The sequence below is a fragment of the Dickeya poaceiphila genome, from assembly GCF_007858975.2.
GTDB classification, from domain to species: domain Bacteria; phylum Pseudomonadota; class Gammaproteobacteria; order Enterobacterales; family Enterobacteriaceae; genus Dickeya; species Dickeya poaceiphila.
The window spans coordinates 4,239,684-4,264,550 of the sequence record NZ_CP042220.2 but is presented as its reverse complement, the minus strand read 5'-3'; the positions used below and the strand labels follow the sequence as shown (position 1 = coordinate 4,264,550).

Annotated in this window: 21 protein-coding genes and 1 riboswitch; of the genes, 6 read left to right on the top strand and 15 right to left on the bottom strand. The window is 54.2% G+C overall.

All coding sequences use genetic code 11. The features are described from left to right. On the bottom strand, window positions 1-144 hold the full coding sequence (locus Dpoa569_RS19155; protein ID WP_155683844.1) for a hypothetical protein: 144 nt from the start codon (window positions 142-144) through the stop codon (window positions 1-3). A 59-nt stretch (window positions 145-203) separates the two neighbouring features. Here Dpoa569_RS19155 and Dpoa569_RS19150 point away from each other — a divergent pair, with 59 nt between their 5' ends. Beyond that, a complete protein-coding gene (locus Dpoa569_RS19150; protein WP_042873605.1) occupies window positions 204-1,325 on the top strand; it encodes an aminotransferase class V-fold PLP-dependent enzyme in 1,122 nt (373 codons plus the stop codon). Between the two features lie 72 nt (window positions 1,326-1,397). Here the strand turns inward: Dpoa569_RS19150 and Dpoa569_RS19700 are convergent, their stop codons facing one another. Then, window positions 1,398-1,499, bottom strand: coding sequence for a hypothetical protein (locus Dpoa569_RS19700; protein WP_236614451.1), 102 nt, complete (start codon window positions 1,497-1,499; stop codon window positions 1,398-1,400). Between the two features lie 152 nt (window positions 1,500-1,651). Between Dpoa569_RS19700 and Dpoa569_RS19140 the strand changes: the two genes are divergently transcribed. Then, complete coding sequence (locus Dpoa569_RS19140) at window positions 1,652-2,299, top strand: YitT family protein (RefSeq protein ID WP_042873603.1); 648 nt, start codon at window positions 1,652-1,654, stop codon at window positions 2,297-2,299. Between the two features lie 44 nt (window positions 2,300-2,343). Here Dpoa569_RS19140 and Dpoa569_RS19135 read toward each other — a convergent pair whose 3' ends face one another. The 10 genes from Dpoa569_RS19135 to Dpoa569_RS19090 all read right to left on the bottom strand — a co-directional run bounded on the left by Dpoa569_RS19135 (window position 2,344) and on the right by Dpoa569_RS19090 (window position 14,753). Beyond that, window positions 2,344-3,522, bottom strand: a complete 1,179-nt coding sequence (locus Dpoa569_RS19135) for an SGNH/GDSL hydrolase family protein (protein ID WP_128569798.1) — start codon at window positions 3,520-3,522, stop codon at window positions 2,344-2,346. A 25-nt stretch (window positions 3,523-3,547) separates the two neighbouring features. After that, window positions 3,548-4,636 carry an SGNH/GDSL hydrolase family protein gene (locus tag Dpoa569_RS19130; RefSeq protein WP_042873601.1) on the bottom strand — a complete coding sequence of 363 codons (1,089 nt, stop codon included), beginning with the start codon at window positions 4,634-4,636 and terminating at the stop codon, window positions 3,548-3,550. Next, a complete protein-coding gene (locus tag Dpoa569_RS19125) occupies window positions 4,623-6,026 on the bottom strand; it encodes an MBOAT family O-acyltransferase (RefSeq protein ID WP_042874128.1) in 1,404 nt (467 codons plus the stop codon). The genes Dpoa569_RS19130 and Dpoa569_RS19125 overlap by 14 nt, the downstream gene beginning before the upstream one ends. 524 nt (window positions 6,027-6,550) lie before the next feature. Then, window positions 6,551-6,874 carry a hypothetical protein gene (locus tag Dpoa569_RS19120; protein WP_050569519.1) on the bottom strand — a complete coding sequence of 108 codons (324 nt, stop codon included), beginning with the start codon at window positions 6,872-6,874 and terminating at the stop codon, window positions 6,551-6,553. 119 nt (window positions 6,875-6,993) lie between these two features. Next, on the bottom strand, window positions 6,994-10,587 hold the full coding sequence (gene uca, locus Dpoa569_RS19115; RefSeq protein WP_146411667.1) for an urea carboxylase: 3,594 nt from the start codon (window positions 10,585-10,587) through the stop codon (window positions 6,994-6,996). 100 nt (window positions 10,588-10,687) lie between these two features. Beyond that, on the bottom strand, window positions 10,688-11,323 hold the full coding sequence (locus Dpoa569_RS19110) for an urea amidolyase associated protein UAAP2 (protein ID WP_042873597.1): 636 nt from the start codon (window positions 11,321-11,323) through the stop codon (window positions 10,688-10,690). A 2-nt stretch (window positions 11,324-11,325) separates the two neighbouring features. Then, window positions 11,326-12,045: an urea amidolyase associated protein UAAP1 gene (locus tag Dpoa569_RS19105; RefSeq protein ID WP_042873594.1), complete on the bottom strand. Its 720-nt coding sequence runs from the start codon at window positions 12,043-12,045 to the stop codon at window positions 11,326-11,328. 17 nt (window positions 12,046-12,062) lie between these two features. Beyond that, window positions 12,063-12,842 (bottom strand): ABC transporter ATP-binding protein, encoded by a 780-nt coding sequence (locus Dpoa569_RS19100; protein ID WP_146411664.1) that lies wholly within the window; start codon window positions 12,840-12,842, stop codon window positions 12,063-12,065. Window positions 12,843-12,869: 27 nt separating this feature from the next. Further along, on the bottom strand, window positions 12,870-13,682 hold the full coding sequence (locus tag Dpoa569_RS19095; RefSeq protein WP_042873587.1) for an ABC transporter permease: 813 nt from the start codon (window positions 13,680-13,682) through the stop codon (window positions 12,870-12,872). Window positions 13,683-13,697: 15 nt separating this feature from the next. Next, entirely contained in the window at window positions 13,698-14,753 is a 1,056-nt protein-coding gene (locus tag Dpoa569_RS19090) for a putative urea ABC transporter substrate-binding protein (protein WP_042873585.1), read from the bottom strand. Between the two features lie 71 nt (window positions 14,754-14,824). After that, window positions 14,825-14,920: riboswitch (guanidine-I (ykkC/yxkD leader) on the bottom strand. Window positions 14,921-15,469: 549 nt separating this feature from the next. Here Dpoa569_RS19090 and Dpoa569_RS19085 point away from each other — a divergent pair. From Dpoa569_RS19085 to Dpoa569_RS19070, 4 genes are all read left to right on the top strand, one after another. After that, window positions 15,470-16,180, top strand: coding sequence for a DUF3053 domain-containing protein (locus Dpoa569_RS19085; RefSeq protein ID WP_042873582.1), 711 nt, complete (start codon window positions 15,470-15,472; stop codon window positions 16,178-16,180). 487 nt (window positions 16,181-16,667) lie between these two features. Then, window positions 16,668-18,575 carry a PTS mannitol transporter subunit IICBA gene (locus tag Dpoa569_RS19080; protein WP_042873579.1) on the top strand — a complete coding sequence of 636 codons (1,908 nt, stop codon included), beginning with the start codon at window positions 16,668-16,670 and terminating at the stop codon, window positions 18,573-18,575. An 81-nt stretch (window positions 18,576-18,656) separates the two neighbouring features. Continuing rightward, window positions 18,657-19,805 carry a mannitol-1-phosphate 5-dehydrogenase gene (locus Dpoa569_RS19075; RefSeq protein WP_042873576.1) on the top strand — a complete coding sequence of 383 codons (1,149 nt, stop codon included), beginning with the start codon at window positions 18,657-18,659 and terminating at the stop codon, window positions 19,803-19,805. A 78-nt stretch (window positions 19,806-19,883) separates the two neighbouring features. After that, a complete protein-coding gene (locus Dpoa569_RS19070; RefSeq protein WP_128569797.1) occupies window positions 19,884-20,498 on the top strand; it encodes an MltR family transcriptional regulator in 615 nt (204 codons plus the stop codon). A 100-nt stretch (window positions 20,499-20,598) separates the two neighbouring features. Here the strand turns inward: Dpoa569_RS19070 and Dpoa569_RS19065 are convergent, their stop codons facing one another. The 3 genes from Dpoa569_RS19065 to fdhD form a co-directional block, all read right to left on the bottom strand. After that, window positions 20,599-22,479: a methyl-accepting chemotaxis protein gene (locus Dpoa569_RS19065; protein WP_042873571.1), complete on the bottom strand. Its 1,881-nt coding sequence runs from the start codon at window positions 22,477-22,479 to the stop codon at window positions 20,599-20,601. 437 nt (window positions 22,480-22,916) lie between these two features. Continuing rightward, window positions 22,917-23,543: a superoxide dismutase [Mn] gene (sodA, locus tag Dpoa569_RS19060; RefSeq protein ID WP_042873569.1), complete on the bottom strand. Its 627-nt coding sequence runs from the start codon at window positions 23,541-23,543 to the stop codon at window positions 22,917-22,919. Window positions 23,544-23,798: 255 nt separating this feature from the next. Then, window positions 23,799-24,611: a formate dehydrogenase accessory sulfurtransferase FdhD gene (gene fdhD / locus Dpoa569_RS19055; protein ID WP_042873566.1), complete on the bottom strand. Its 813-nt coding sequence runs from the start codon at window positions 24,609-24,611 to the stop codon at window positions 23,799-23,801. Window positions 24,612-24,867: the final 256 nt, after the last annotated feature.

Genomic DNA, 24,867 nt, shown 5'->3' with positions numbered 1-24,867 from the left:
TTACTCCTTCTGTTCACGCTGAAGATTTATCATCCCACCAGAGAGCTTGCCTGAACAACGCTGACCATAACGAGAGGCCTTACCTGATACCATCAGCAGGCGGAAATAGTCGTACCGCTTTTCTTCCATCCTGCGTATGCTCATAAAAAACACATCGTAAAAACAACATCATGAAAAACAATGCTGAACCTAAGGAGAGACATGTGGCGATAACCCTTCCAGAAGCACTGATTCCATCTGATCCTCGTTTTGGCTGCGGCCCGTCGCTGATTCAACTTGATGATCTGACGCATCTACAAGATCAGGGGCCGCATTTGCTGGGCACCAGCCATCGTAAGGAACCCGTGCGCGCGCTATGCCGCGAGATTCAGCAGGGGCTGCGGGATTATCTGTCAGTTCCCGATGGTTACAGCATCGTGCTGGGCAACGGCGGCGCCACGGTGCTGTTTGATATGGTCGGCCTTGGGCTGGTCAGAAAGCGTATTGTTCACCACACCTGCGGCGAGTTTTCCGACAAATGGTTTAAAGCCTCGCGCCGGATTCCATGGATTCAGGCGGATAGCGTTGCCGTGGAATACGGTCAGGCCAACACCGCCTTTGTGACCGATGGCGCGGACGTGGTGGCCTGCACGCTGAATGAAACCTCCACTGGGGTGATGAACACCCGTTTACCCGTGGTCGGCGAGGATTGCCTGCTGGCAATCGACGCTACCAGCGGTGCGGGGCAAATCGCCTGTGACCTCTCCCGCGTGGATGTGTTTTTCTTCTCGCCGCAAAAAGTGTTCGCCAGTGAAGGCGGATTGTTTGTCGCTATTTTATCGCCGAAAGCTAAAGCGCGGATCGTGGAGATCGCCGCCGATCCCAGCCGTTATATTCCGGCATTTGCAGACTGGAAGCTGGCGCTGAGCAACAGCGAACAACAGCAGACTTACAATACTCCGGCGGTGGTGACATTGTTCCTGTTCGCTGAACAGGTCAAACGCATGAATGCGCTGGGCTTTGACGAGGTGGAACGCCAGGCTGTCGCTAAAGCGGCGTTGTTGTATCAGTGGGCCAGCGAGCGGGATTATTTATCGGCATATGTGGCTGACCCGGCGTTTCGCTCGACTACCGTCGCCACCATCGACGTGGCGGATACTATTTCCGTAGACAAACTGACCCGGTATCTGGACGAGCAAGGGTTGGTGCATGGCATTGAAGGTTACCGGGCGCTGGGGCGAAATCAGCTACGTATTGCGCTGTTTCACAACATCGCGTTTGATGACCTGAAAACCCTGACTGCGTTGATTGATTTTCTGATTGCCAGCGGCGAATTTGCTGCCTGATGTCATACCGTTGCCTTAACCGGCAGCGCGGTTTTGTAAATCGGTCGCCGCAGTGAAAATGAGGACTGCAGATCACGCAGTCCTCAGATTTTGAACGGTTTTTTGCAAGAGTGTCTCGATATCCGACAGGCTGGCGGCCACCGTCCGCCACATAACATCGTGACTGCCGGACATCAGGCGACACTCCATCACTTCGTCAACACTGGCGAGCTGCTCATGAACAATGGTAATTTGAATATCATTAATGAATGTTCAGTCATGAAAACCGCAAATATATGCATTTCTTATGACTAAACCCGATGACATCGAGTTGATGAGATAGCTTCATGCTGAAAGACTCTGTTACGTCGCCCAAGACAGCGGAAACTGGCCAGAAACCGGCGCTGGCTCACACCCTGAAAGATGATGTTTACGGCCTGGTGCTGGGGGTGATGTTTATCGCCTTTGGTCTGAATCTGCTCAAACTCTCAGGTATGATCACCGGCGGGATTGCCGGCATCGCCTTGCTGTTGTCCTACTTTGTTCCGCTATCGATTGGCGTACTGTTTATCCTCGCCAACATCCCGTTCATGATTTTCTGCTACTTCAGCATGGGGCGTGCCTTTACGCTAAAAACACTGATCGTCAATCTCGCCCTGAGCGCTGCCACCCAGGCGGTGCCGGGCTTGTTGACCATCGACTATGTCCACCCGCTGTTTTCTGCGTTGGTGGGCGGCACCTTTCTCGGTATGGGCGTGCTCTCGCTGGCTCGCCACAATGCTTCGGTCGGTGGCACCGGCGTGGTGACGTTGTGGCTCTACAAACGTTTCAACATCAATGCCGGCAAAAGTCAGATGCTGCTCGATGTGCTGGTGTTCGCCGTATCCATGATAGCCATGCCGGTTCACCTGTTGTTGTGGTCAGCACTCAGTGCGCTGGCGATGAACGCGATGCTGATGAACTGGCATAAACCGGGGCGTTATCAGGGGGGATAATAAGGCAATAGAATAGTAATGGCAGGTAGCCATCAGGTGAGCGGCTATTTCTGCGTGGTATGAAGCAATGTCGCCAACTGCCGCCATAGCGCGTCAGCACTACGCTGATAGCCTTGCTGAGTCAGGTGAATCAGGTCGGGGCGCGCAATGCCCTGTTGTTGCCAGCGTTCAATGGCACAGTCTCCCCCCATGTAATCAAACCAGTCCCAAAACAGCGTGTGATGGATTCGGGCAATATCTCGCTGTGCCTGAATAACCGGTTTTAATGCAACGGATTGCTGTTGCTGACAGGATACGCCAGTTTTATTACTGATGCTGCTGCCGGGGCTAACCAGCAGAATAACTGCATTGGGTAACACACGCCGGATAGCCCGTATATGTTCGCTATAATTTTTTCGATAACGTTGAATATCAAGCTGTTGGTCAAAGGCTTCGTTCGTACCGTACGCCAGTATTACCATATCCGGTTTCAATATTTTTAATGTGGATAACCAGTTATCGCGCCATTTATCCAGCATAGAAACCTGAGCGCCATTGATACCTAGCGCACTTAACATGACACCGCCACGGTGATTGGATGAAAGCAGCCATCCGGCCAGTTGGCTTCCTCCTGAAAGCGATAACGAATACCTGACCGGAGACTGGACAGTCACTGGCTGGCTCAATACCCACTGGGACTGGCTGCCGGGGAGCATAACTGCCTGATTCTGGATCTGTATCTTCCCGTTCGCCTGATTACGGTATAACGCTTGCATCGAAAAGGTCGGTTCCGTATCGCGCACCGCCAGCTGCGCATCATTATTGTCCTGACGTGGCGTAGCGATATTACCGCCTAAGGTAAATCCAGCATTGCTGGTTTTGCGGCTGGTTATCATGTTCCAGCCTTTGGCTATGGAGAACAAGACGTTATCAAATCGGGTGCCAGATATGGCTAAAGGGCTAACAAAACCGACGCCGCCGTCGCCATACTGCTGCTTAAAATGACGGCGCAGTTGCCCGGAAAAAAAATCCGATGCGGTATGTGAATCACCTAATTGCAGAATGTGAATTTTTTCTTTATCGCTGTGGCTCAATTTGTGCTTGAGTTGCTGCAACCCTGGATCGCCATAATCGATTAACTGAACCGTATTTTCTCCGGTCGTGAGTGTGGTGGCGACGCCGGAAATATCATGGTCTTCCCGGCTACAAGATGTGAGCTGAATCAGGCAAATGATTATTGCCATCATATACCCAATTTTGTCTGTCACCTTATCGGGCATCGTAATGATTGGCCTCCTGCAAGGCGGGGGTCACGTTTATTTTCGAGAAAATACGTTCAGCAATCATTTTTTGTCCAGTTACCGAGAAGTGAACGCCATCATTAGTGCGAATACGCACTTTTACCTTATCCTGCACCATATCAGGGGAATAAACATTACCCTGATAGCCAAAAATCTCATTCGCCCGGATGAGTATTTCATGTTCAGCGGTGACTTCGGATTCAAACAACCCATTAAGATAATTAATCCCATGATTGAGCTTCTTATTCTCTACATTCGGGGGCGAAATCCAGATAACGGGAATCTGTTTTTCATGAGCTAAATGCAGTATCAGACGAATACGATCACGATACGCACTTTCCCATGCTGGCGACTCGAACCTCAGGAAGGTATTGCCATTACCGGGTGGCATATCCCAAGGGTCGTTTGCTCCCAGAAACACCACCACCAATCCAATATTCTGCCTTTTTTCCAACTCACGGCCCAATGTTAACGGCCAGTTGAAATAATGGGGATACGTCAGGCCAGAGCTACGTTTACTTAAATCAATACCCGCCACATTATAATGGTCGCGTAACATTTTAATGACGTGAGGTGCAACGCCTTCCATCATGGAGTCACCGATAAAAAGAACGGTCTGCCCGGTTTTCAATACCACGTGACCAGCCTCAATCGTGGCGCTGTTAGCTGAATTACCATCCATGTTATTTGCCGGTTCTTTGGCGGCGGCAGCGTTTTTTGCCGCGGCGGACGATAACGGCTTTTCCCGCTGGGCGAGCGGTTTGGTTGCAGCAGGGCGTAGCGGCACAGCGGCGTCATCCTGTGTACTGTCTTCAGGCGTCGCCATGCTCTCTACAAAGGTATCTTTGGCTGCCTGCGAGGCTTTCATCAGGTGCTCGCCGTATACCCATGATGGACTGGTGATGCCGTCCCACGGGCTTTTGGTATGAAAATGCAGCTCCCAATAACTATTGATTGATTGTTGATCCAGCCATATTAATCCAATCATACAACTCACTATCACCAGCAGGCTTTTAACGGCATGAGTCAACGTGGTGTGGTATTCAGAAGTTAGCATAGATAAATCCCGGTACGCCGGAAGGCGAAAAGAAGAAAACCAATGCTAAAAATGAAAAGATCACGAAAGGCACCATATACCATTCAAGTCGTTTCAACATATTAGCGATGTTTTCACGCAGTGTGATTAATGATGGATAGATAAGTAGTAAAACAATAAAGCCAGCAATGCCCCACATATCGCCTACCGTCAATTGTGCTACTTTGGCGCTGGAAATAATCTCCAGCATGTGTAGCGCATCATGTACACTGCCAGCCTTAAAGAAAATCCAGCCCAGACAAACGAAATGAAAGGTTAATAACCGCGCGATGAATCCGGGTATTGGGATTACTTTTTTAGTCTGGCGATAGCTAACCCAGAGATTATAAGTAATCAACCCTATTCCATGTATCACTCCCCAAATAAAAAAAGTCATGCTGGTGCCATGCCAGATACCTGACAACGCCATTGCAATCAAAATGTTGAGTTGCGTATGCCACCATCCCCGGCGACTTCCTCCAAGCGGTATATAGATATAATCACGAATAAATGAAGACAGGCTGATATGCCACCTATGCCAAAAATCCTTTATATTTTCAGCAAGATAAGGGTGTGAGAAATTTATATCTATCTGGAAGCCAAGCAAAATGGCAATCCCGGTTACCAGATTGGTGTAACCGGAAAAATTGAAATAAATCTGCCAGGCCCATGCGTAAGTTGCCAATATACACTGCCAGCCAGTGTAATTTTCAGGCACCATGAATACGGATGACACATAGTTATCATCCAGCCATTCGTTTAAGCAGAATAACTTAGCGATTGCCAGCGCAATCAGAAACAAGGCCCGTGGCCATTCTGTTAACTGACGCGAATGTTTTGCCTCTATCTGGGGCAGTAATCGGGTTGCCCGGTTAATTGGGCCGGAAAGAATGGTGGGAAAAAAATTCAGATAAAGCAACGTATTAAAAATACTACTTTGCTTTATCTCTCCTTTTGCAACTGACACAACCAGGCTGACGGCATTAACTATATAAAATGATAAACCAATAGGCAGCAGCACATTCAGCACAGGAAGCGTGACCGCAATATGATGCTCACTGAGTGTCGCTTGCAAATCGTCACGCAAGCTTGCGTAATACTTAAACATCACGAAGAAAATAACAGTAAAAAACATTAACAAATGAATGGAGAGCTTTTTGAATTCAGTATGCTTCGCCAGCTGTAAAAGAAAACACACACAAACACTAAACAACAACAGTACCGTCAGAGACTGCCAGCTGGAGAGCAGCATAAGGCCATAACTTGTCACCAGCAGAATAAGGTTCTGTATTTTTATCCAGGGGGAAAAAAGCCAGTAAATCAAAAACAAGATGAGGAAAAAAAAGGAGAACTCGAAAGAAAGAAAATTCATTAATGCCACCATGCACTTATTAAAAATGCGATTTCGTAAAGTACCTTTACCTGTTGTCACACATCCCAGAAATGACATTCGCTATAAATAATCTGTTAACCATGCAAGGGCAGATTTAAACGTTATTGGGAAATACTGTGGAAGATTAATGTACTCAGACTTCTCTTGATCAGAGAGCGATTCTACTGAAAAGCAGCGGGAATTAAAGGTGGCGACAGCCTCAGATATCTCTGAAAAATAATGACAGGAATATTTCATGGTATGTTTTTTAATGTGGTATTGTTTCTTTGTTGCACTGAGAAATTACAATTTCCACGGCAAGAATTACCACGATATACCCTAAATAATTCGATTAGCAGGAAAGATGTTTTCCGATGAAAGAGGGTAATATTTTTTCTGTCATTCAATGCAATGCGGGAAGCCGCAGGTTTTGCACATAGATTTTTTGACCGGTGTTATTAATGCCGTTGGAGCAATATACCCGACAAAATTCAAGTTGCAGGCGTGTTGCCCTGCAACTTGAATTAGTTAAGTGTATTCACTACGGCTTTCCCCTGATACCACTTTCCACAAAACGTTACTCTGCCATTAGCGATGTTGCATTCGCGGTAAGCGCCCTCTTTCAACACCACAGTGCTGCCCTGATACCAGGTTGCGCAGAATGTCACTCTGCCGTTGGCGATGGTGCATTTCCGGTATTCGCCGTTTTGCAGAATCGGGGCAGAACCCTGAAACCACGGACCGCAGGAGATGACCTGTCCGTTGGCAATGTTGCATTCCCGGTAATCGGCCCAGGTTACCGCGGGGAAGAGAATCAGTATCCACCACACCATTGCTCTGATTTTCATCTTTCTTATGCTGTTTCCTGCCTGAATTCGTTGGCGATATCGTTACTGTAATTCCGTACAAAAACAACCGGCTGGCGCAGGCCAGCCGGATAAGACGGTAAGATGACAGTTATCAGCGATCAGGCGTCAGCCGGTTCGATCACCATCAGCAACTGCCCTGCCTGCACCTGATGCCCCGGTTGACGATGCAGCGTATGAATAACACCGGCGACCGGTGCGGTAATGGGAATTTCCATTTTCATCGACTCCAGAATGCCGACGATTTGTCCGGCGCTGACGCTGTCGCCGGGGGCAACCAGCCATTGCCACACGCTGCCCGCCACCTGGCTTTCCACGCCGTAACCGTCAGCCGGAATCACCTCATCGTCGCTGGCAGTCTCTTGCAGGCTGCTGTCGAAGGTGAACTGGCCGTCGGCGCGCCAGCGTGCCAGTTCCTCATCGAATGCCCGCTGGCGTTGTTGCAAAAACGCCTCGATCATCGGTTGCTGGTCCATCAGGCTCTGCTGATAGTCGGCAAGACGGAACTCCCCTTCTTCAATACGCAACGGGTAATCCCCCCACGGAAAGCGCTCGCGGATGGCCAGCAGTTCCTGTGCGGTGACCGGATAAAAGCGAATCTGATCGAAAAAGCGCAGCAACCAGGGCTGACGAAAAGCGTCGGTTTGTCGATCACGGTTCCACATCTGTAACGTGCGGCCCACGAACTGATAGCCGCCGGGGCCTTCCATGCCGTATACACACAGATAAGCGCCGCCGATGCCGACCGAGTTTTCCGCCGTCCAGGTACGGGCCGGGTTGTACTTGGTGGTGACCAGCCGGTGGAGTGGGTCGAGCGGGGTGGCGACTGGCGCGCCGAGGTAGACATCGCCCAGCCCCATCACTAGATAGCGGGCGCTGAAGACGATGTCTTTGACCTGCTCCACTGAATCCAACCCGTTGATACGGCGAATGAATTCGATGTTGCTGGGGCACCAGGGGGCGCCGGGTCTGACCGATTGGGTATAACGAGTGATGGCTTCGCGGCAGGCATCGTCGTCCCAACTGAGCGGCAGCCATACGGTGCGGGAGGGAACGGCGGCGTGCTGCAGGTCGCCGAGCGCGTCGTCCGCCTGCTGTAGGTGCGCCAGTAGCGCGTTGCGTGGGCATTGCTGGCTATCAAAATGAATTTGCAACGAGCGGATACCCGGCGTCAGCTCCTGCACGCCCGGCAGGGGGTGCTGTTCCAGCCACTGCATCAGCGCGTGCACGCGAAAACGCAGGGCGATATCCAGCCGGTGTTCGCCATACTCCAGCAGCAGGAAGCGGTCGCCTGCGGCGAGGCAGGTGACCGATGGACGAACGCCTTGCGCGGGACGGCGATACAGTACCGGCGACGGGCAACAGGGGACGATAGCCGGTTCCGTGACCGGGCGACCGGTGGAGATAGCGCACTCCGCCTCACGCGCCAGCGCATCGGCCTGATCCAGCGTGACGGGGACAAAGCGAATGCTGTCGCCTGCTTTTAGCTGGCCGAGTTTCCACAAATCGGCATGGATCACCGTGGCCGGGCAGACGAATCCGCCGAGTGACGGACCGTCCGGCCCTAAAATAACCGGCATATCGCCGGTAAAGTCCACCGTGCCGAAGGCATAGGCGTTGTCGTGGATATTCGAGGGATGCATCCCGGCTTCGCCGCCGTCGGTTCGCGCCCATTCGGGTTTGGGGCCAATCAGCCGGATACCGGTACGGCTGGAGTTGTAATGTACCTGCCAGTCAGCGGCGAAAAAGGTGTCGATGTCTTGCGGAGTAAAATAGTCTGGTGCGCCGTGTGGGCCGTAAATGACCCGTAATGACCAGTGAGTGTTCCAGTCGGGGGCAGGCAAAGCGGTCCCTGTGGCTGGCAGCGCCGGGGCGGCCAGATGCAGCACGTCGCCTGCGCGCAAGGCCCGCCCGGCATGGCCGCCGAATTTGCCGAGCGTAAAGGTACTGCGACTGCCCAGATAGGTCGGGCAGGCCAGACCGCCTGCCAGCAGCAGGTAGCTGCGGCAACCCGCGCCCTGAATGTCACCGAGTGTGAGCGTTTGTCCGGCGCGGGCGTGATGAGTCCGCCAGCCGATGAGTGGAACATCATCCAGCCGGGTGTCGATGGCGGCACCGGTGATAACGAACGCACAGTCGTGGTTGAAGCGCAGGGTCGGGCCGCGCAGGGTGATCTCCAGCCCGGCGGCGTCCGGCGCGTTGCCCAGCAACTGGTTGCCGAGCCGGAAGGAGCGGGTGTCGAACGGGCCGGAAGGCGGTACGCCCACGTGCCAGTAACCGGTGCGGCCAGGGGCATCCTGCACGGTGGTGAGTGTGCCGCCGCCAAGGACATCCAGCGTCGCGGGTTGCCAGACGACGCCGCCCAGCGTTGCGGTGATGATTTCCCCGCCTCTGACCTCAGTCAGGGTCAGCAGGTGGCGTAACCAGTCAAGATTGGTTTCGATGCCGTACAGCGATGTGGCGTTCAGCGCCAGTGTCATGCCGTCGAGCGCGGCGTCCCGGCTGTCGCCGTGCACGAGGACTTTTGCCAGCATCGGGTCATAAAATGGCGACACCTCGCTGCCGCTGTCCAGCCAATGGTCGATGCGCAAGGTCAGACCGGGCAGCGTGTCTGGAAAACGGACGTGGCTCAGCAATCCGGCACATGGCTGGAACTGTTTGGCCGGGTCTTCGGCGTACAATCGCACCTGAATGGCGTGGCCGCGAGGTGTGGCGATAAGCGTGTGGAGTGGCGGCAGGCAACCCGCGCCCAGCGCCACCATCCATTCCACGATATCGACGCCGTACACCATCTCGGTCACGCCGTGCTCGACTTGCAGGCGGGTGTTGACCTCCAGAAACCAGAACTGCTTGCTGCTGTCGTCGTAGACATACTCGACCGTGCCTGCGCTGCGGTAGTTGACCGCCTGACACAGCCGGATGGCGGTAGCCTGTAGTTCGGCGCGCACGCTGTCACTCAGACGGGGCGCTGGGGTTTCCTCAATTACTTTCTGGTTGCGGCGCTGGGCGGAGCAGTCGCGTTCGCCAAGGGCAATCACCTTGCCCTGACCATCGCCGAATACCTGCACTTCAATGTGGCGAGCGCGGGCGATGAATTTTTCCAGAAAGACGCCGTCGTCGGCGAAGTTGTTGCCCGCCAGTCGTTTTACGCGGGTAAAGGCATCGATCAGTTGGGTTTCGTCATTGCAGCGCTGCATACCGATGCCGCCGCCGCCCGCGGTGCTCTTTAACATCACCGGATAACCAATGCGCTGCGCCTGTTCGCAGGCATTGTCCAGCGAGGTGAGCAAGCCGCTGCCGGGCAGCAGCGGCACGTCGTTGTGCTCTGCCAGCGCCCGTGCCTGATGCTTGAGGCCGAACGCGGTCATCTGCGCGACGGTCGGGCCAAGAAATATCAGTCCCGCCTGTTCGCAGCGGGTAACAAAACCGGCGTTTTCACTCAGAAAGCCGTAGCCGGGGTGAATAGCCTGCGCACCGCATTGAGCGGCGATGTGCAGTAATTTGTCCTGATTCAGGTAGGTATCGCGCACCGGACCATCGCCCAGCGACCAGGCTTCATCCGCCTGACGCACATGCTGCGAATGGCGGTCCGCTTCGGCGTAAACCGCAATGGCTCGCACGCCCATTTTCTTCAGGGTGCGGATAATACGCACCGCAATAGCGCCACGGTTGGCAATCAGTACACGCTCAAACATGACCGAGTCTCTTACGGGCAGGTCGTCCTGCGCTGTTCTGGACGCGTGTTGCGGGTCGTCCCGCGCGTCGCTATTCCCGATGTGTGTCGTCTCGCCGTGTTTACCAGACGGCGATGTCGATCGGCGTGGGGTTGTAACCGTTACAGGGGTTGTTGAGTTGCGGGCAGTTGGAGATCAGCACCAGCACGTTCATTTTCGCTACCATTTCCACGTATTTTCCCGGCGCGGAGATACCATCGGCAAAGGTCAGCCCACCGTCCTGCGTCACCGGCACGTTCATAAAAAAGTTGATGTTGTGGGTGATGTCGCGTTTGGTCAGGTGGTATTCCGGGTGTTGCGCCACCGCCAGCATCCAACTGTCGCGGCAGGCGTGCATATGGCGTTTTTCCAGATCGTAACGCACCGTGTTGCTCTCGGTCGCGCAGGCACCGCCGAGGGTGTCGTGACGGCCACAGGTATCCGCTACGATTTCCAGCATCGGGCGGTCTTCATTGGAGCGTAGCACGCTGCCGGTGGTGAGAAAGACATTGCGCTGACCGCGCAGGGTATCGGTCATGCTGTAGCGCTCGGCGGTATCGTCGGCGTTGTAGAACAGAGTATCAGCGGCCTGATTGCCTTCGAGGTCGGTGATACGCAGCGTTTGGCCAGCGTCGATTCGGTGTAGCCAGTAGTCGCCAGCCGGAACGGTGGCGCGGTAAACCGCCGTGGCGGGGTCGCGTTGACTGGTCTGGATCATACTCAGACTCCTTGTGGTTGTTCAGCCAGATAGTAAAGCGCGTTATTGCGCAGTCCACGCCGGTTTTCCGGGCGTTCCAGACAGATCTCCGGTAGCGGCGCGCGCTGATGATCCAACGTCAGCAGCACCGGATGACGCGGATAGTCGGCAGCGGTGCTGAGCGGGTGCGGACAGGTGTGCAGAATAACCAGCGTATCCATGGCGAAGCGCAGCGTGACGCTGGCACCGGCTTTACCTTGTTGCTCAAGCCGCAGGTTACCGTTGTCATCGCTGCCGACATGAGCGAAAAAGTTGACGCAGGCGGCCATATCGCGCTTGCCGAGGCCATATTTCGCCAGTTCCACCAGAAAGCTGTCGTAACCGTTTTGATGACGGTCGTTGCGGGCCTGCTGGTAGTTCAGTTCACCGAACTGACGCGCCACCTGCTGGGCATTGGCGGTGCCGCACACGGTGTCGTGCCAGCCAAAGCTATCGGTTTCGATGCCGCAGAAAATGCGCCCCATATCCGAATACAGGCAGTGTCCTGCCGTCAGGCGAAATGTGTGCTGGCATTTGAGCGTATCCGGCGCGTTGTAACGCTCCAGCGGATTTTCCGGGTTGTAGAACAACATCCCTACGTTGGCGCCGCCTTCGACGTCGGTCAGGCGCAGCGCGGTGCCGCGGCGCATCAGCAGCGACCAGTGCGACCCGGCGGGCAGCTCAGTCTGATAATGATCATTCATGGTGTGATTCCTCCTGGTCAGGCGACGTGCTGCCGCCTGTCAATCAGTTCTCCCACTGAGTCCCGCACGCCGGCAGGCGCACGTTCCAGCGGGAGGTCATAGGTGATGCTGGCGCCAAATGCGTCCGGCGCTTGCGGGTCATGACGGAGCTTGTCGAACACCCACAGGCGCGATCCGAGCGAAAAGCCTTCTTTAAGGTCATGGGTGATCATGAAAATAGTCAGGCGGTGCTCCTGCCATAACCGGCTGATCAACTGATGCATTTCGGCACGGATGCCGGGGTCGAGCGCGCCGAACGGTTCATCCAGCAGCAGAATGCGTGGTCGTTTGATCAACGCCTGTGCTAATGCCAGCCGTTGTTGCATACCGCCGGACAACTGATGCGGATATTTCCGGGCGGATTGCTCCAGCCCGACCTGACGCAGCATCGCCATTGCCTCATCATGAATCGCCCGACGGCGCTTGCCCCATACCCGACCCAGCCAGCGAGCCTCGGCGAACTCCGCGCCAATCATCACGTTTTCCAGCACGCGAAGATGAGGGAAAACCGAGTAGCGCTGGAATACCACGCCACGGTGTTGGTCCGGCTCTTGCGGTATCGGCGCGCCGTCTAGCAGCAACTGGCCGCTGCTGGGGCTTTCGGTGCCGAGCAGCATCTTGAGAAACGTGGTTTTGCCACAGCCGGAGGCACCGACAATGGAAACGAATTCGCCCTCCTCAACGGAGATGTTGAGCCGTTCCAGCACCACCTGACCGTCGTACTCTTTTTTGAGATTTTTTAGTGTTAATAACGACATAGGTTCTCCTGCGTTCTGGTCAACGGCTTATTTCGAGTAATACCAGGGCCAGCTGCGACGGCTGATGACCCGCAGCAGCACATCGAGCAGGAACGCCAGCACGGTTATCCAGGCGACGTAGGGCAAAATGACGTCCATCGCCAGATAGCGGCGCATCAGGAAGATGCGGTAACCCAGCCCTTCGGTGGCGGCAATCGCTTCGGCGGCGATCAGAAACAGCCAGGCGGAGCAGAGCGACAGGCGCACCGCGTCCAGCAAACGCGGCATCAGTTGCGGCAGGATCACCCGCCACAGGATTTGGCCGCTGTGGCCGCCAAGGGTTTGCGCTTTCACCAGTTGCTCCTGCGGCAGGCTCTGGATGTAGAGTTGCAGGTCCCGCACGATAAACGGCGTGATACCCACCATGATCAGCACCACTTTCGATGCTTCACCCAGCCCGAAAACGATGAACAGGATCGGCAGCACCGCCAGCGGCGGGATCAGCGCAAACAAGGTGATTAGTGGCGACAAGGTGGCCCGTACCGCTGGCAGTGCGCCGCACAGCAGGCCGAATACCAGCGCCAGCACGGCGCTTAAGCCTACGCCGGTCAACAACCGCAGCAGGCTGGCGGCGGTATCGACCCACAACAGGTATTCGCCAGTGCGCTCGTTGGGTTCAAACGCCATGCGGTGCATGGCTTGCGCCATCGCGCTCAGCCCCGGCAACAGCTTGTCGGCGGCATTCACCGCCAGCCGGGCGTCGGATGCCATCAGGTAGACCAGCAACAGCGCCAGTAGCGGCAGAAACCCCATCATTCCGCGTGTCAGCGGCAACGGCTGGTAGTTGATCAATTTGCGCATCCGGCGTTCTCCTGATTACAGCTTGTTGTCGGCGGCCAGTTTCAGGAACTCGTCGCTGAAACGCAGTTTGACATTGCCGGTGTTGCCCCACAGGCCCGCCGGGGTGGCGACACCCACCACGTCAGCGCCCGGCGCACCTTCGCCCAGCAAGCCATGACGGAAGGAGAACTCCGCCACGGACTGCATGGTGGTTTTCAACTGCGCGTTCTGGACGAATTCCAGCGCCTGTTTCGGGGTGGCAAACAGGTGGGTGGCGGCCAGTTGCGCGTCAAACCCGGCCAGATCGGTACCGGCGGCTTGCCCCATGAAGGTGCGTGCCTGACGTGCGGCAGCGCTATCGCCAGACATGGTTTGCAGGGTTTCATACCAGGCGCCGGTCAGCGCTTTACCCAGTTCGGGGTGTTGTTTCAGTGTGGCGGTGTTGACCACCAGCAAATCGAGGATTTCGCCGGGGATTTGCGCGGAAGAAAACGCTAGTTGGCTGCCCGGCTGTTTTTTGGCTTCCGCCAGCAGCGGGTTCCAGGTGACGATAGCCTGCACGTCAGGCGTACCGAACGCGGCGACTAAATCGGCATCGGCGGTATTCACTACCTTGATGTCTTTTTCGCTCATGCCGTTCTTTTCCAGCGCCCGCGCCAGCAGGTAGTGAGAAACCGACAACTGCACCAGATTAATCGGTTTGCCCTTGAGGGCAGCCAGGCTGTTGGTGTCTTTGATCAGAATGCCGTCATTGCCGTTTGAGTAGTCGCCAACAATAAGCGCGGTGCTGTCCACACCGCCGGCGGCTGGAATGGTCAGGGCATCCATGTTGGTCATGGCGCAGCCGTCAAAGCCGCCGGAGGTGTACTGGTTAACGGATTCGATGTAGTCGTTGACCTGTACAAACTGGATGTCGATGCCGTACTTGTCGGCCCATTTTTTAATGATGCCGTGCTGCTGGGCGTAGTCCCAGGGCATCCAGCCGGCGTAAATAGACCAGCAGAGTTTGAAGGCAGATTTATCGGCGGCCTGCACGCCGACGCTGCACAGCGCCAGGGCGCAAACAAGCAGTAATCGTTGAATTGTTTTCATGGTGAATGTCCTCTGACGTTGGGCGCAATGATTAAACCAGCAGGAGGGCGGCGAGCATCTATCTCGCTGTATCCTCCCGGGCTTTTTTCCCGCCGTGTAACCGCCAGAGGGCGGTCGGTGACTCTCGGACCTGCGCAGTCAAAGCCGGAACCCTAGTCACCCATTTCCAAATTGTCTGGCGACACCGGTTGCCCGCTATCGCTCCTGCTGCCCGTGCTACAAAGCAAAATGCTTGCCAGCTTGTGTGGCAACATGGGAATCCGGGGGTAATGGTTTTATTTTTATTTATCTTTCAATTGACTAAAAATTTCCGCTTTGAATCCAGAAAGCAGACCAAAGGGGGAATGTGGGATGTTGTATGTCCGGTATGCATTGCCGGATTGCACTATTTTTGTGCAAGATGATGGTTGTGTGCGGGATGGTGTGCAACCTGGTGCGCATTGCGATAACAAAATCGAGATTCTGTGGGAGCGTAGTCGCTTACGGCATAAGTACGATACGGCATAGAGAACCATACGGCATACAGCACCAATCCGGCGTAGAATAGTGATTCTTGATTGATGAACCGGCGGCGGGATGAAAAAAACAGGCGCAGCCTGTGCCACGCGGCGGCAGGTTCGGTTACGCTTAGGGCGATATGACTCGTCGGGTGATGGCTCGTTGGTGGTTTAAAGAAGGCCGCCGGGTCACGGTAGTGAAAATAAACAGGAGTAGTAATGATGTTGGCGGATTACCGTTCGCGCTGGCTGCTGCCAGTGGTTATGTTGGTTGTGGCATTGCAACTGTCGGCCTGTGGCGACAAGGATAAGGATGCACGTCAGGCGTTCATCACTTTCCTGCAGGGAATTTCACAGCAGGAAGGGCGCCAGTTGCCGACGTTGTCCGAACAGCAGAAGCAGAGTTTCGGGCGTTTTACCCAGGACTACGCGGTGATGACCAGTTTCAACCAGCAGTTGGATCAGGCACTGGCAGGCAGCCTGACACCGGTACTGGATGTGGTGTCCCATATTCGCGTACCGCAGGATTACATGACGCAACGCGATAACCTGCGTCAGGCGCTTGGTGGTCTTACCATGTTGAGTCCGCAGGTGCAGAATGCCAAAACGCAGGCGGATAATGCTCGCCGGGCGCTTAAGCAGCCGGAAGAATTGCAGACGGTGTATGACAAGGTTTACAACCGCGCCGTTTCTCTGCCGGCTAATGCGATGGTGACGGTGGTGCCGGCCAGCACCTCGTTTGCGCAGAGTGTCATTCAGGTGGGGGACTATCTGCAGGCTCAGGGCAATCAGGTGGTATTTGGTAACAACGGCGTGCAGTTTCACACCCAGCAGCAGGTGGATCAGTACAACAGCCTGATGACCGATATTGCCAGCCAGCAGCAAAAACTGTTCACCACCCTCAAATCCCAGAATTTCCTGCCGCATTAACATGGCTTACGGTGTGGACCGGTTTTCGTATGAAGACGGGTCCACGCTGAAATATATTGTGATTTTGATCACGTATTTCGCATAAACCTAACCACTAAAATAGTGATCACTATCACTATTTTTCCTGTATCGTATGGTGTTTTTTTGACCATTTTTCCATTTTTATTATTTTTTTGTGAATCATGTCACCTAATTGTGGCTGATTTGTAGGCGTTATATGTGATTTTAATCACATTTTTGTCGCAAGTTGCGGTCTGAAAACCACGTGCTAGAGTCCGCTGTGATAAAGGATTTTTTTGGGGCCGTGCTATTGAGATTTTTCACCGTCACGCCGTGTTGTGATGGTGAAACGCCGTAAGCGGCAATAGCGGTTGCACACAGTGCGGTACACGACCCCATGATGCCGACGGAAATCATCACGCTGTCTAACAATCAATAATTACCGCGCGAACGCTTTCTGCCGCGCGTTTCAAAGGGGTGTATCTCTATGCTCTCACCAGATACCAAGGTCAAGGTGCAGAATTTTGGCCGCTTCCTGAGCAATATGGTGATGCCGAATATCGGCGCCTTTATTGCCTGGGGGATTATCACCGCACTGTTTATTCCTACCGGATGGATTCCTAACGCGACGCTGGCCAAGCTGGTCGGCCCGATGATCACCTATCTGTTGCCGTTGCTGATTGGCTTTACTGGCGGGCGTCTGGTTGGGGGCGAACGTGGCGGCGTGGTCGGCGCGATTACTACCATGGGGGTGGTAGTCGGTTCCGATATCCCGATGTTCCTCGGCGCGATGATTGCCGGTCCGTTGGGGGGCTGGGCTATCAAACGCTTTGATGCTGCGGTTGACGGCAAAATCAAAAGCGGCTTTGAAATGCTGGTCAACAACTTCTCTGCCGGGATCATCGGCATGTTGCTGGCGATTCTGTCTTTCCTGGCGATTGGTCCGTTGGTTGAATCGCTCTCGCGCCTTCTGGCTGCCGGCGTACATCTGATGGTGCAAAACAATCTGCTGCCGCTGGCGTCGATTTTCGTTGAACCGGCGAAGATCCTGTTCCTGAATAACGCGATTAACCACGGCATCTTCTCGCCGCTGGGCATCCAGCAGGCGACGGAAGCCGGGAAATCGATCTTCTTCCTGATCGAAGCCAACCCAGGGCCGGGCATGGGCGTGCTGATGGCGTATATGCTGTTTGGGCGTGGCAATGCCAAACAGTCTGCGCCGGGCGCAGCTATCATTCATTTCCTGGGCGGGATTCATGAAATTTACTTCCCGTATGTGCTGATGAATCCGCGTTTGATCATCGCCGTGATTCTTGGCGGGATGACCGGCGTGTTCACGCTGGGCCTGTTGAACGGCGGTCTGGTGTCTCCGGCTTCGCCGGGTTCCATTCTGGCGGTGTTGGCGATGACGCCAAAAGGCGCGTATTTCGCCAATATTACCGCTATCGCCGCTGCGTTTGCCGTCTCTTTTGTGGTGTCGTCCATCCTGCTGAAAAGCAGCAAAGTGAAAGATGATGATGAACTGGAACAGGCGACCCGTCGTATGCAGGAGATGAAATCTGCGTCCAAAGGTCAGGCTGTCGGCGGTGTGAGTGGCGATCTTGGTACCGTGCGTAAGATCATCGTCGCCTGTGATGCCGGCATGGGTTCCAGCGCCATGGGGGCTGGGGTGCTGCGCAAGAAGGTGCAGGATGCCGGTTTGCAGAACGTTTCGGTGACCAACTGCGCCATCAACAACCTGCCGGAAGACGTTGATCTGGTGATCACTCACCGTGATTTGACCGAGCGCGCCATGCGTCATGCACCGCAGGCTCAGCACATTTCGCTGACCAACTTCCTCGATAGCCATCTGTACAGCGATTTAGTCGCTCGTTTGCAGGCGGCCCAATCTGGCAGCGCTAAACCAGCCCAGGCAACGTCCGCTGCCGAGCCGGCTGCTGCACCGCAGACGCTGTTCCAACTGACGGAGAAAAACATCTTCCTGAACTTGCAGGCGGCTGATAAAGAACAGGCTATCCGCTTTGCTGGTGAACAGCTGGTAAAAGGTGGATATGTTGAGCCGGCGTATGTCGATGCGATGCTGGAACGTGAGAAACTGACTTCCACCTATTTGGGTGAGTCGATTGCCGTGCCGCATGGGACGATTGAAGCCAAGGACCGGGTGCTGAAAACCGGTGTGGTGTTCTGCCAGTATCCGCAAGGGGTGCGCTTTGGCGACGATGAGGATGATGTGGCCCGTCTGGTGATTGGTATCGCGGCGCGTAATAACGAGCATGTGCAGGTTATCACCAATCTCACCAGTGCGCTGGATGACGAGTCGATAATAGAACGGCTGGCTCAAACGGAAAATGTGCAGGATGTTCTCAACCTGCTCTCCGGCAAATCTCCTGCCTGACAGATAAATAAAAAAGTGCCGCCTTCGGGCGGCGCTTTGTTTCACAGATTGTTAAATCTCAGTAGTTTAAGGTTACGTATGATGAAAGCATTACATTTTGGGGCCGGCAATATTGGCCGTGGTTTTATCGGCAAGCTGCTGGCGGACGCGGGTATTGCCCTGACGTTTGCCGATGTGAATCAACCGTTGCTGGATGCCATCAATCAACGTGGCGGCTACCCGGTGCGGATCGTCGGCGAACAGCAACTCGTCGAGACGGTTAACCAGGTTAGCGCTGTGCACAGCGGTAGCGCACAGGCGGTTGAGTTGATTGCCGAGGCCGATCTGGTCACGACGGCGGTAGGTCCGCAGATTCTGGCGAAGATCGCCGGTACGATTGCGCAGGGGCTGGTGAAGCGCCATGAAAATGGCAATACCTCGTCGCTGAATATCATTGCCTGCGAGAACATGGTGCGTGGCACCAGCCAACTCAAACAGCATGTGCTGGCGCAACTGCCGGAAAATACGCAGGCGTGGGTCGCGCAGCATGTCGGTTTCGTGGACTCAGCGGTAGACCGTATTGTGCCGCCCGCTGAAGCAGGTGAGTCCGACCCGCTGGCGGTGACGGTGGAAACCTTTAGTGAATGGATTGTCGATAAAACCCAGTTCAACGGTGAACCACCGGCGATTGCCGGTATGGAACTGACCGATAACCTGATGGCTTTTGTGGAGCGCAAGCTGTTCACCCTGAATACCGGCCACGCCATTACGGCTTATCTTGGCCAGCGCGCGGGCCACAGTACTATCCGCGACGCGATTTTGGACCCGGCTATCCGCTGTGTGGTGCAAGGCGCGATGGAAGAGAGTGGTGCGGTGCTGATTCGTCGCTATGGCTTTGATGCCGACAAGCATCAGGCTTACATTCGCAAGATCCTTACCCGGTTTGAAAACCCGTGGCTGCATGATGAGGTAGAGCGCGTTGGTCGCCAGCCGCTGCGTAAACTCAGCGCGGGTGATCGCCTGATCAAACCATTGCTGGGCACGCTGGAGTATGGGCTGCCGCACGACAACCTGATTCAGGGTATCGCCGCCGCGATGCACTATCGCAGCGATCAGGACCCGCAGGCGCAGGAACTGGCGACGTTGATCGCATCACAAGGGCCGCAGGTTGCGCTGGCGCAGATTTCCGGTCTGGACGTTGACAGCGAGGTTGTCGGAAAAGCGGTGAGTGTGTATAACGCCATGCAGTAGTCGGCGCGTCTCGGCACAGGTCAGGCTGTGTCCCTGCTTTTCAATCGAGTGCGTTGGGATAGGACGGGGGAGTTGATGATGCAAAGTGATTCCCTCGTGGAGTCAGCCGCTCCACCGCGCAGGGGCAATACTGTGCGCAGAATTAACGTACGAGAAGCGACAATGGACGATACGCAGGCATTTGAAAACCGGGTACTGGAATCCCTGAATGCATCGAAAACGGTCAGAAGTTTTATGCTGATGGCCGTCGAGTTATTGGCGGAAGCCGTCAGTCTGTTGATGTTGCAGGTGTTTCGTAAAGACGACTATGCCGTGAAATATGCCGTTGAACCGCTGTTGTCTGGCAGCGGGCCTTTGGGCGAATTGTCGGTGCGGTTGAAGCTGATTTACGGGCTGGGCATGATTAGCCGTAAAGAGTATGAAGATACTGAGCTGCTGATGGCGTTGGGGGAGGAACTGACCCACGATGAGCACGAGTACCGGTTTACGGATGATGAAATCCTTGGGCCGATCAGTGAGCTGCATTGTGTGAACAGCTTGCCGTCATCGCCGATGCCGCCGCCAGGCGCTGATGCCGACGATGCGCTGCTGGCAGCGATGCAACAGCAGCGTTACCAGCAGATGGTGCGATCCACGCTGGTACTGTCGTTGACGGAACTTATCGCCAGCATCAGCCTGAAAAAGGCGTTCTGATTTCAGCAAAAACCAAAGGGCAGCCCGTATGGGTTGCCCTTTTGCTGTTGTGTGCTCCCCTTTGGTGAAGAAGACGGGGAGCACGGTTGTTGTCTGCTGATTAGTGCTTATAAGACAACTGATGACCGGCGAACGGTAAGCCGTGGCTGGCGGAACCCAGTTCCTGCGTGGAAGAGAGGCGGAAAACCGATACGGTGTTGGAGAGCATGACCGCCTGTTCTTCCAGTGAGCTGGCGGCGGCGGAAGACTGCTGCACCAGCGCGGCGTTCTGCTGGGTGGTGCTGTCCATCTCGACAATCGCCTGATTCACCTGAGCGATACCGCGGCTTTGTTCATCGGATGCGACAGTAATTTCCCCCATGATGTCGTGTACATGCGTTACCGCTGTCACAATCTCCTGCATGGTTTTACCGGCGTTGTGTACCAGATCCGCCCCTTTCGCTACCTGATCGACCGAGGTGGAAATCAGCCCTTCAATCTCTTTAGCAGCCTGCGAACTACGTTGCGCCAGACTACGCACTTCGTTGGCGACCACGGCGAAACCACGGCCCTGCTCACCGGCGCGCGCCGCTTCCACCGCTGCGTTGAGCGCCAGAATGTTAGTCTGGAATGCGATACCGTTGATAACCGAAGTGATTTCTGCAATGCGTTTGGAACTGCCTTCAATGTCCGACATGGTTTGCACCACATCAGCGACCAGCTTGCCGCCTTCCTGTGCCGTCTGCGTTGCATCCAACACCAGTTTGTTGGCCTGATGCGCGTTAGCGGCGTTCTGTTTCACGGTGGCTGTCAGTTGTTCCATGCTGGCGGCGGTTTCTTCTACTGATGCCGCCTGAGATTCGGTGCGAGCGGCCAGATCGTTATTACCGGTGACGATTTCGCTGGCGGCCGTGGTTATTTGAGTCACCCCCATCCGAATGTCATCGATCATGTTATGCAGGTTGGCCTTCATTTTTGCCATGGCACCAAACAGCATTCCTAATTCGTCGTGGCGTGTTGTCTCAATAGCAATAGTCAGATCGCCGGTGGCGATGCTTTCGGCGATAGCGACGGTATTGTTCAACGGGTGAGTAATCTGGCGGGAGATATACCAGGCAATCAGTGCGCCCAGTATCAGAGTAATCAGCGAGGTAATCGCTATCTGCCATTCGGCGCTGGTAATATCGTTCTGGGTGGCGGCGGTTTCCTCGGTGACCATCTTATTGACGTTGTCGATAAGCATATTCGCAGTGTCACCCAGCAATTTACTCTGAACCAGTTCTTCCTGATAAGCCGGCAGATAAGCCAGTACCTGCGTTTTGTAGGTCGAGACGGTAGAAACGACAGGCGCCATGATGGCTTGCTGTTCCGGCGTCAGCGCCTGAACGAACTGGCTCAGCGTCTTTTGGGCATCGTCCAGCGCAGTAACCAGCGGTTTTTGCGCCTCGCTGTTCAGCGACAACAACAGACCGCGTACCATATAGCGAACATTGACCAGTTTTTGGTGCAACGAAGTGAGTTGTAATTGCAGCGGCAGATTACCGGCCACCTGCTGCTCTATCTGTTTGAGCGGTTTTTCAGAATCTGACAGGTTCCAGCTTTTTCTGACGTCATCTTTTTTGGCAACGGCGTCGGCGTAGTTTTTCCGCCTTTCTTTATACTGATTAATCAATTTATCGATATTATTCAGCCGGTCATTGTAATCGCTTCGCCAGGATTTATCCTGAATGGATGATATTAACCCAATAATGTTATCAATATGTTTACTATTTTCTTTAAGATTGTCCGGTTCATAATTAGCGCCATATAGCGCACGATAATAACGGGCTTCACTGACTTCATTATTAATTTGGTTGCTGAAAATAACTTTTTCAAAACGCCCTTTCAATGTTTCTATGTAGTGAACACTCACGGCAGCAATGATAACGGTCAATATCAGAATCAAGGAGAACCCTAATCCTAACTTCTTGCCGACTTTGATATTCTCGAATTTTATCGCCATTTGCTTTCTTCCATCGTAGATAGGCTGAGTGACTAAGTGAGATACCAGGCTCTTAATTAGCATCCATACAGGCTTAGCACCGTGTCATGCACGGGTACGCTAACTGTTGCCGGCCTTCCTGGCCGTGCTTGGGTGCTCAAATCGGCTTCCGATGGATTTGTTTTTTCCAGTCGCTTGCCTGAGTCAGTGACTGGCGTATTATCTGGCCACTGTGTCTCCATACCTTTAAAACCCTGCATATATGAAATAACAGATAAGCAGTGGCGCATAGCTTGTGAAAAGAACACGCAGACTCTATCGGCTTACCATACTAAAACTTTATACTGTTTTTCCCGGTAGTGATTCGGGAAATAAAATAGAAAAAACCCGGTATAACGAATGTTATTCCGGGTTTGTCGATTAATTTCCAGTAAGAAAGTTAACTGTTACTTCAGGTATTATTTTTTCGCTTCAGCAAAACGTTTAGCCGCTTCGTCCCAGTTTACGACGTGCCAGAAGGCTTTGATGTAATCCGGGCGACGGTTCTGGTATTTCAGGTAGTAAGCGTGCTCCCACACGTCCAGGGCGATGATCGGGTAGCCGGATGCACCGGAGATCGCTTCACCCATCAGCGGGCTGTCCTGGTTGGCGGTGGAAACCACAGCCAGCTTGCCGTCATCTTTCAGCACCAGCCACGCCCAGCCAGAAGCGAAACGGGTTGCCGCGGCCTGCTCGAATTTTGCTTTGAACGCGTCAACGCTGCCGAAATCGCGCTCAATCGCCGCTTTCAGTTCGCCTTCCAGCGTGGTGCCCAGCTTCAGCCCTTTCCAGAACATGCTGTGGTTGGCGTGGCCGCCAGCGTTATTACGCAGTGGGCCTTTTTTATCCGCTGGCAGTTGATCCAGTTTAGTAATCAGCTCTTCGGCAGACAGGCTGGCGAATTCAGGCAGAGATTCCAGCGCTGCGTTAGCGTTATTGACGTAGGCCTGATGGTGTTTTGAGTGATGAATTTCCATCGTCTGCGCGTCGAAATGCGGCTCCAGTGCGTCATAATCATAATGCAGGGATGGCAGTGAATAACTCATGTTTAGCATCTCCATTGTTGTCGTGCGCAAGTGTTGTCATACACAATGCGTTGGTGTGACCAGTTTGTGCGGCACCATGGTTTGTTAGCACCGCGTAAGCATTACGTTCATTATAGTTAATTAAATGATCTTGAAAACGATTATTCGTGACGCAAGGCGGTTTAATTTTTGTTTTTCTCCTATTATTACAATAGGTTGTGCCATAATGCGTTTAGCTAACAACAAATTGATCTAAGCTATACCCAGCGCATTCCATCATGGCTGTAACCGTTGCGGGTGGGTATAGATGGTGGCGCGTCCAGGGCGGCAGAAGCCGACCAGTGTCAGATTGCAGCGCTCGGCTACCTCCACTGCCAGCGAGGTGGCGGCTGAAACCGCGAACAGGATCTCCACGCCGCACATGGCGGACTTCTGCACCATTTCATAGCTGGCGCGACTGGAAACCAGTGCCGCGCCCTGTTGCCAGGGCTGGCGCGCACGCGTTCCCAGCAGTTTGTCCAGCGCTACATGGCGGCCCACATCTTCGCAGCCTCCCAACAACTCGCCTTGCGGTGACAACCAGGCGGCGGCATGTGTCGCGCCGGTTAGCGCGCCTGCCTGTTGCACGCTCTTCAACGCCTGTAATGCGCCTTCCAGACAGGATAAGGAGAAGTGCTGTGTAAATGGCAGTGGCGCTACCGGTTTGCCGATTTCCGCCAGTTGTTCCACCCCGCAGACGCCGCAACCTGTGCGCCCGTCCATCGCTCGTCGGCGTGCTTTCAGCCCGGCAAAACGGCGGCTGGAAAGTTCTATCTGTACTTCGATGCCGTTACACACCGGCACAACATCCATGCCGTAAATGTCCTGTGCTGACTGGATGATACCTTCCGACAGAGAGAAGCCGAGTGCAAACGACTCCAGGTCTTTTGGCGATGCCATCATCACGACGTGTGAAATGCCGTTATAAACCAGCGCTACCGGTACTTCTTGCGCCAGCCAATCCTGCTGTGGCAAATCCAGCGCATCCTGGCGCCAGACGTTACGCTGACAGGCGCCACCTGGAACGCCCTGAAAATCATCACTGTTCACTGTGTTGTGCCCGTTGTTGGTGAATCTATTTCGACATTATTTCACCGCCATGGCGGTGATGCGAATTTTTATCCCGCCAATATGCTGCTATCCCATTGAGTATAAAAGCGATGGTGCGGATACAGAGATAACAAACTGTGCGCTGTGTCGAAGAGTGATATTTTTCTCCGTCACAGGGCTTTTACAACTCAGCAACACTGTATACGATTTAACCATCACTATCTGTGAGGATTTATCCAGCCAGAAGGATTCTCAT